Source organism: Enterobacter cloacae complex sp. I1M, assembly GCF_014982425.1.
GTDB classification, from domain to species: Bacteria; Pseudomonadota; Gammaproteobacteria; order Enterobacterales; family Enterobacteriaceae; genus Enterobacter; species Enterobacter intestinihominis.
Genome location: NZ_JADCLG010000021.1, coordinates 132755 through 140657 on the forward strand (window position 1 = coordinate 132755; position 7903 = coordinate 140657).

Below are 7903 nucleotides of genomic sequence, written 5' to 3' on the forward strand. Positions count from 1 at the left end.
ATGTTGCCGTTTTGCATTTACCTTGTAGGCCCGGTAAGGCGTAGCCGCCACCGGGCTTTTCTTTTTAACTGCGCAGGGCGTTCTTCGCTAAACGCGCATCTTCCGCCTGACAGGCTGCGGCGGTAAACAGCACGTCGGTAGAGGAGTTCAGCGCGGTTTCGCAGGAATCCTGCAATACGCCGATAATGAAACCGACCGCGACAACCTGCATGGCAATCTCGTTCGGAATACCGAACATGTTACAGGCCAGCGGGATCAGCAGCAGAGAGCCGCCCGCCACGCCGGATGCGCCACAGGCACACAGTGATGCAACGACGCTCAGCAGCAGCGCGGTTGGCAGATCTACCGGAATACCCAGCGTATGCACCGCCGCCAGCGTCAGCACGGTGATGGTAATCGCCGCACCGGCCATGTTCACGGTTGCACCCAGGGGAATCGACACCGAATAGGTATCGCGGTCCAGGTTCAGCTTCTCCGCCAGCGCCATGTTCACCGGTATGTTCGCCGCTGAGCTGCGGGTGAAGAAGGCATACACGCCGCTCTCGCGCAGGCAGGTCAGCACCAGCGGATACGGGTTGCGGCGGATCTGCCAGAACACCAGCAGCGGGTTGATCACCAGCGCCACCAGCAGCATACAGCCGACCAGGACGACCAGCAGCTGCGCGTAGCCCCACAGTGCGTCGAAACCGGTGGTGGCCAGCGTCGAAGAAACCAGACCAAAGATACCGACTGGTGCAAAGCGAATCACCAGCTTCACCATGAAGGTCACTGCATTGGACAAATCGTTAACCAGGTTTTTCGTGGTCTCGTTGCCATGACGCAGCGCGAAGCCCAGACCAATCGCCCAGACCAGGATGCCAATGTAGTTTCCGTTCATCAGTGCGGTGATGGGGTTAGAGACCATGCTCATCAGCAGGCCGCGAAGGACTTCCACAATCCCGGACGGCGGGGTGATATCACCGGCCGCGCTGGTCAGGTGCAGCGTGGACGGGAACAGGAAGCTAAACACAACGGCCGTTAAGGCAGCAGAGAAGGTTCCCAGCAGATACAGGAACAGAATAGGGCGAATGTTGGTTTTTTGTCCGTGCTGGTGGTTGGCAATCGACGCCATCACCAGCATCAGCACCAGTACCGGGGCGACGGCCTTCAGTGCGCCAACGAAAAGGGTGCCGAGCAGTCCCGTCGCTTCCGCCGCAGGTTTTGACACCATCGCCAGCAGAATACCCAGTACCAACCCGACCAGAATTTGTTTTACAAGACTGCCCTGCGCCAGGCGCGCAAGCAGGCCCTTAGATTGTGTGCTCATACGTTATTCCTGAGTGAAATTGCGTTCCATCCTGGATGTGCTCTAAGTCACATTTGTATCCGGATGTAAGTATTTGTTTGCCTGGTTGAGTATCAGGGAAAGCAGCGAAAGGCGGAAGCGTAAAATGCTGGATTTTACGTGTTGCGTCATGTTTTTTAACTATTGGTTAACGAAAGTGCCGGGTGGCGCTGCGCTTACCCGGCCTGCATTGCATTTCCCCCTCTCCCCGTGGGAGAGGGGTGGGGTGAGGGCATCAGCCCGCACCGAACGTTGCACTAAGCCTGCTGCTTCTTATCGTGCTGGCGGTTAACCCAGGTATTGATAATCAGCGTCACCAGCAGAATGCCAAACACCACGCCGAGCGAAATGGCGATCGGGATATGGTAGAAATCAACAATCAGCATCTTGATACCGATAAAGACCAGAATCACCGACAGACCGTACTTCAGCATTGAGAAGCGCTCTGCCGCGCCCGCCAGCAGGAAGTACATCGCACGCAGGCCGAGGATGGCGAACAGGTTCGAGGTCAGGACGATGAACGGGTCGGTAGTGACCGCGAAGATAGCCGGGATACTGTCCACCGCGAAAATCACGTCGCTCAGCTCGACCAGAATCAGCACCAGCAGCAGCGGGGTGGCGAACAGCAGGCCGTTCTTACGCACGAAGAAATGCTCGCTCTCGATCTTGTCCGTCATGCGCAGATGACCCCGGATCCACTTCACCAGCGGCTTATCACCGATACCGGTATCGTCTTCTTTCGCCAGCGCCATTTTGACCCCGGTGAACAGCAGGAACGCACCAAACACGTACAGCAGCCATTCGAACTGGGTAATCAGCCAGCTACCGGCGAAGATCATGATGGTACGCAAAATGATGGCGCCCAGCACGCCGTATACCAGCACGCGGCGTTGCAGGGCCGCAGGCACGGCGAAGTAACTGAACAGCATCAGCCAGACGAAGACGTTATCAACCGCCAGCGCTTTTTCAATCAGATAGCCGGTGAGGAAGGCGAGTGCCTGAGGATCGGCCACCGCGCGACCTTCGGTTGAGGCCAGATACCACCAGAAGGCGGCGCAGAAAAGAAGTGAGAGGGTAACCCATACCAGCGACCAGACGGCGGCTTGCTTAACGCTCATGCCGTGTTCGCCGCGACGACCCTGCAAAAAGAGGTCGATCGCCAGCATGATGAGCACGACAACCGCGAATCCGCCCCACAGCATTGGAGTGCCGACAGAATGCATACTATTTTCCTTACACATAAAAAAACAAAAACGGCTATGGTCAGAAGACGATAGCCGTTAGCTTTTTATGCATAGACCTCGCCTTCCGGCAAGGTCTCACTTACAACCACGAAGGTTGCCCGGCGACCGGATGCGGTTTTGCACGCATCGTAATGACGATCCACCGGCGAAGAAGTTACTCCCCTTTGCAGGTAACAAATTATGTCAGACCATCGATTTCGTCAATGGGCTGCACGATTTCATTACACAGCTTTACGCGACGGCTTCCACATTCACGCCGTCTGCGGGGAAGATTACGCCGGTCTGTCGGCGGATCTCCGTTTGCAGCTTCGCCGTGGTGCGGCTGATCGCCAGTCCCGGGTGGTTCACTTCGTTGTCTTCTACCAGACGGGCGAAGACCTCTGCCTCATAAAGCATAGTGTTAATATGCTGAGGCTGCGTCAGCTCCTGCGCTTTTCCGCCGCGCGGAACGATGCTGAGCTTCTGGCATTCGGAGATTTTTTCGATCACCAGCGAGCCGTCTTCGCCCTGAATTTCGCTTGGCAGCACGGAGTCGCTGACCTTCGAGTGCTGCAACGTCACGCTGAAATCGCCGTAGTCCAGCACCACAACGCCGTGTGCATCCACGCCGCTCTCCAGCAGGCTGGCGGTGGCCGTCACGCCGTGTGGTTCCCCCCACAGCGCAACCGCAGAGGCCAGGCAGTAAAAACCGATATCCATAATCGAGCCATTCGAGAAGGCCGGGTTAAAGGTGTTCGGGTTTTCGCCGTCCAGATAGCGCTGGTAGCGCGAGGAATACTGGCAGTAGTTGATAAAGGCTTTACGCACTTTGCCAATTTTCGGCAGGGACTGCTGCAACAGCAGGAAGTTGGGCAGGCTGGCGGTTTTGAACGCTTCAAACAGCACCACCTGGTTTTCGCGGGCAAGCGCAATGGCGGCTTCCACTTCGTGGATATTCGACGCCAGCGGCTTCTCGCAGATCACATGCTTTTTATGGCTGAGGAACAGCTTCGTTTGCGGGAAGTGCAGAGCATTCGGGCTGGCGATATAGACCGCGTCAATGGCGTCGCTTTGCGCCATCTCATCGAGTGAGGTGAACAGATGTTCAACCAGGTAGTCATTCGCAAAACTTTGCGCCTGCTCAAGGCTGCGGGAATAGACTGCGGTGAGCTTATATTTGCCGGTTTCGTGGGCGGCGTCGACGAACTGGCGCGTGATCCAGTTCGTACCGATGACTGCGAAACGTATCATAAACGTTTACGTACTCCGTAGCAGGGAACCTAAAGCCACTGTAGCACGTCCTCATGACATTTCGCGTGCGCTACTGCGCATTACTCTTTAACGATAAATGCGTCAGCCACAAACGGGTATCAAACTCCAGCTGGTGGTACTGCGGCTCCATATGGCAGCACAGGGAATAGAACGCTTTGTCGTGATCTTTCTCTTTCAGGTGCGCCAGCTCGTGCACCACGATCATCCGCAGAAAGGCTTCCGGCGCATTGCGAAAGATGGTCGCGACGCGGATCTCCGCCTTAGCCTTCAGCTTGCCGCCCTGCACGCGGGAGATGGCGGTATGCAGGCCGAGCGCGTTTTTCAGCACGTGGATCTTGTTGTCGTACATCACCTTATTGATCGGCGGGGCGCTCTTCAGATACTGGCTTTTCAGATCCTGCGTATACTGCCAGAGGGCTTTGTCAGTCGCGAAATCATGCGTGCCCGGGTAGCGTTTTTCCAGCACCGCGCCGAGCTTTCCCGCGGCGATCAGGTCGCGAACCTGGGATAGTAATTGCTCCGGGTAGCCCTGGAGATAAGTCAGCTGGTTCATCAAAACCCCAAAATAGTGTGAAAACGGGTATACTCACGCACCCTTTTCAGGGATACGCCAAATTTTACCATTCAGGAGGGCCGATGAGCCACTTAGACAACGGTTTCCGTTCACTCAACCTTAAACGTTTCCCGGAAACGGACGACGTGAACCCGCTTCAGGCGTGGGAAGCGGCGGATGAATATCTGCTGCAGCAGTTGGATGAGACTGAAATCCGCGGCCCGGTACTGATCCTGAATGACGCGTTTGGCGCGCTGGGCTGTGCGCTGGCGGAACATGCGCCTTACAGTATCGGCGATTCTTACTTAAGCGAGCTGGCGACGCGTGAAAACCTGCGCCACAACGATATCGACGAATCCAGCGTGAAGTTCCTCGACAGCACCGCGGACTACCCGCAGGCGCCAGGCGTGGTGCTGATTAAAGTGCCCAAAACCATGGCGCTGCTGGAGCAGCAACTGCGCGCGCTGCGTAAAGTCGTGACGCCAGAAACGCGCATCATCGCGGGCGCCAAGGCGCGTGATATTCACACCTCGACGCTGGAACTGTTCGAGAAAGTGCTCGGCCCGACCACTACGACGCTGGCCTGGAAAAAAGCGCGCCTGATCAACTGTACCTTCAGCGCGCCGGAACTGGCCGACGCGCCAGAGACCCTGAGCTGGAAGCTGGAAGGGACCGACTGGACCATCCACAACCACGCGAACGTCTTCTCCCGTACCGGTCTGGATATCGGCGCACGCTTCTTTATGGAACATCTGCCGGAAAACCTGGAAGGGGAGATTGTCGATCTCGGCTGCGGTAACGGCGTGATTGGCCTGACGCTGCTGGCGAAGAACCCGGAGGCCAGCGTGGTGTTCAGCGACGAATCGCCAATGGCGGTGGCTTCAAGCCGTCTGAACGTGGAAACCAATCTGCCGGAGGCGCTGGATCGCTGCGAGTTTATGATCAATAACGCGCTGTCCGGCGTAGAGCCTTTCCGCTTCAACGCGGTGTTTTGCAATCCTCCGTTCCACCAGAAGCACGCCCTGACGGATAACGTCGCGTGGGAGATGTTCCACCACGCGCGCCGCTGCCTGAAAATCAACGGCGAGCTGTATATCGTGGCCAACCGCCACCTGGACTACTTCCACAAGCTGAAGAAGATTTTCGGCAACTGCGTCACCATTGCCACCAATAACAAATTCGTGGTGCTGAAATCGGTGAAGCTGGGGCGTCGTCGATAAGATCGCTTTGCCTGGCGGCGCTTCGCTTGTACAGGCCTACGGTTTCAAATGCCCGGTGGCGCTTCGCTTACCGGGCCTACAATGGCCTCGGACCCGTAGGCCCGGTAAGCGAAGCGCCACCGGGCGATGCCGTTAAATACTCAGCGCCAGTTTTGTCCCCTGCGCAATCGCGCGCCGCGCATCCAGCTCCATCGCCACGTCGCACCCGCCAATCAAATGTACCGTTTTCCCTGCCTCACGCAGCGGATTGGCCAGATCGCGCTTCGGCTCCTGCCCGGCGCACAAAATCACATGATCCACGTCCAGCAGCTGCGGCTCACCGCCGATCAGAACGTGTAGCCCGTCGTCGTCGATCTTCTGGTAGTTCACCCCCGGGATCATCTTTACCCCGCGCGAGAGCAGGGTGGCGCGGTGGATCCAGCCTGTGGTTTTCCCCAGCCCTTCACCCGGCTTGCTGGCTTTACGCTGGAGCATCACGATCTGACGCGGGCTTTTCGGCAGTTGCGGACCTTCCGGGCGTAAACCACCGGACTGACTGAGACTGGTATCAATGCCCCATTCCACGCAGAACTCAGCGATGTTCTGGCTGGTGGCTTCGCCCGGCTGGCTTAAATACATCGCGGTATCAAAACCGATCCCGCCGCAGCCGATGATCGCCACCTTCTCGCCAACCGGCGCTTTGTCGCGCAGCACGTCCAGATAGCTCAATACCTTCGGATGATCGATGCCTTCGATCGCAGGGGTGCGCGGGGCGATCCCACTCGCGAGGATCACCTCGTCGAAACCGATCAGATCCGCCGCGCTGACAACCTGATTGAGCCGCAGATCGACGCCCGTCACCTCGATCATCCGGCGGTAATAGCGCAGCGTTTCATAGAACTCCTCTTTGCCGGGGATCTGTCTGGCGATAGTAAACTGCCCGCCGATTTCCGCCAGCGCATCAAACAGCGTCACGCTGTGCCCACGCGAGGCGGCATTGACCGCAAACGCCAGGCCAGCGGGTCCTGCGCCCACCACGGCCAGACGCTTCTTGTTGGTCGCAGGAACGATCGGCATTTTGGTTTCATGGCAGGCGCGGGGATTCACCAGGCAGGAGGTGACCTTGCCGACGAAGATCTGATCCAGACACGCCTGGTTACAGCCGATACAGGTGTTGATCTCATCCGCACGGCCGCTTTGCGCTTTGGAGAGCAGTTCGGCATCCGCGAGGAACGGACGCGCCATCGACACCATATCGGCGTCGCCGCGGGAGATCACATCGTCCGCCACCTGCGGATCGTTAATGCGGTTAGTGGTCACCAGCGGAACGGAGACTTTGCCTTTCAGCTTGCGCGTTACCCAGCTGAACGCCGCACGCGGCACCGGCGTGGCGATGGTGGGGATGCGCGCTTCGTGCCAGCCAATCCCGGTGTTGATAATGGTGGCACCGGCGGCTTCAATCGCCTGCGCCAGCTGCACGGTTTCGTCGAAGGTGCCGCCGCCTTCCACCAGGTCGAGCATCGACAGGCGGAAGATGATAATAAAATCCGCACCGGCACGTTCACGCACCGCGCGCACCACCTCCACGGCAAAACGCATGCGGCGGGCATAGTCACCACCCCATTCGTCGTCGCGCTGGTTGGTACGTGCGGCGAGGAATTCGTTGATCAGGTAGCCTTCTGAGCCCATCACCTCCACGCCGTCGTAGCCCGCTTCCCGCGCCAGCGCGGCGCAGCGGGCGAAGTCCTCTATCAGCGCCAGGATCTCGTCATGGCTGAGGGCATGGGGAGTAAAGCGGTTAATCGGCGCCTGAATAGCCGAGGGGGCAACCAGGTTCGGCTGATAGCTGTAGCGCCCGGTATGCAGAATTTGCAGGGCGATTTTGCCGCCCTCGTTGTGAACCGCGTCGGTCACCATGCGGTGGTGCGGCAGTTGTGACGCATCGTTCAACACCGCGCCGCCCTCCATTGTTACCCCGGAAGGGGCAGGGGCTACGCCGCCGGTGACAATCAGCGCCACCCCGTGGCGCGCGCGCTCGGCATAGAAGGCTGCCAGACGTTCAGCCCCGTCCGGACGCTCCTCCAGCCCGGTGTGCATTGAGCCCATTAACACGCGGTTTTTGAGGGTAGTGAACCCCAGATCGAGAGGGGCGAATAACGACGGGTAACGGCTCATAGTCTCTTCCAGTGTAAAATTATTGTTATGTGGTCGGATGAGTTACTAATTTAGCCAGCGGCGGCAGAAAGGTAAAAGCGGGATCGAATGATTGTGATAGATCTCAAAGAACTTCACCCCTCACCCCGGCCCTCTCCCCAGAGGGGAGAGGGTGAAA

The 7903-nt window shown here is 58.1% G+C and carries 6 protein-coding genes; 1 reads left to right on the forward strand and 5 read right to left on the reverse strand.

The annotated features are described in order from the left end of the window. Positions 1 to 64: 64 nt before the first annotated feature. The 4 genes from sstT to INF86_RS13715 form a co-directional block, all read right to left on the reverse strand. On the reverse strand, positions 65 to 1306 hold the full coding sequence (gene sstT / locus INF86_RS13700; protein ID WP_023298692.1) for a serine/threonine transporter SstT: 1242 nt from the start codon (positions 1304 to 1306) through the stop codon (positions 65 to 67). Between the two features lie 275 nt (positions 1307 to 1581). Continuing rightward, entirely contained in the window at positions 1582 to 2547 is a 966-nt protein-coding gene (locus tag INF86_RS13705; protein WP_022649470.1) for a TerC family protein, read from the reverse strand. 252 nt (positions 2548 to 2799) lie between these two features. Further along, positions 2800 to 3798, reverse strand: a complete 999-nt coding sequence (locus INF86_RS13710) for a Gfo/Idh/MocA family protein (RefSeq protein WP_022649469.1) — start codon at positions 3796 to 3798, stop codon at positions 2800 to 2802. Between the two features lie 70 nt (positions 3799 to 3868). Continuing rightward, positions 3869 to 4372, reverse strand: a complete 504-nt coding sequence (locus tag INF86_RS13715) for a M48 family metallopeptidase (RefSeq protein WP_022649468.1) — start codon at positions 4370 to 4372, stop codon at positions 3869 to 3871. Positions 4373 to 4455: 83 nt separating this feature from the next. Here INF86_RS13715 and rlmG point away from each other — a divergent pair, with 83 nt between their 5' ends. Next, positions 4456 to 5592 carry a 23S rRNA (guanine(1835)-N(2))-methyltransferase RlmG gene (rlmG, locus tag INF86_RS13720; protein WP_023298689.1) on the forward strand — a complete coding sequence of 379 codons (1137 nt, stop codon included), beginning with the start codon at positions 4456 to 4458 and terminating at the stop codon, positions 5590 to 5592. Between the two features lie 132 nt (positions 5593 to 5724). Here rlmG and INF86_RS13725 read toward each other — a convergent pair whose 3' ends face one another. Then, positions 5725 to 7746 (reverse strand): NADPH-dependent 2,4-dienoyl-CoA reductase, encoded by a 2022-nt coding sequence (locus INF86_RS13725; RefSeq protein WP_193543613.1) that lies wholly within the window; start codon positions 7744 to 7746, stop codon positions 5725 to 5727. Positions 7747 to 7903: the final 157 nt, after the last annotated feature.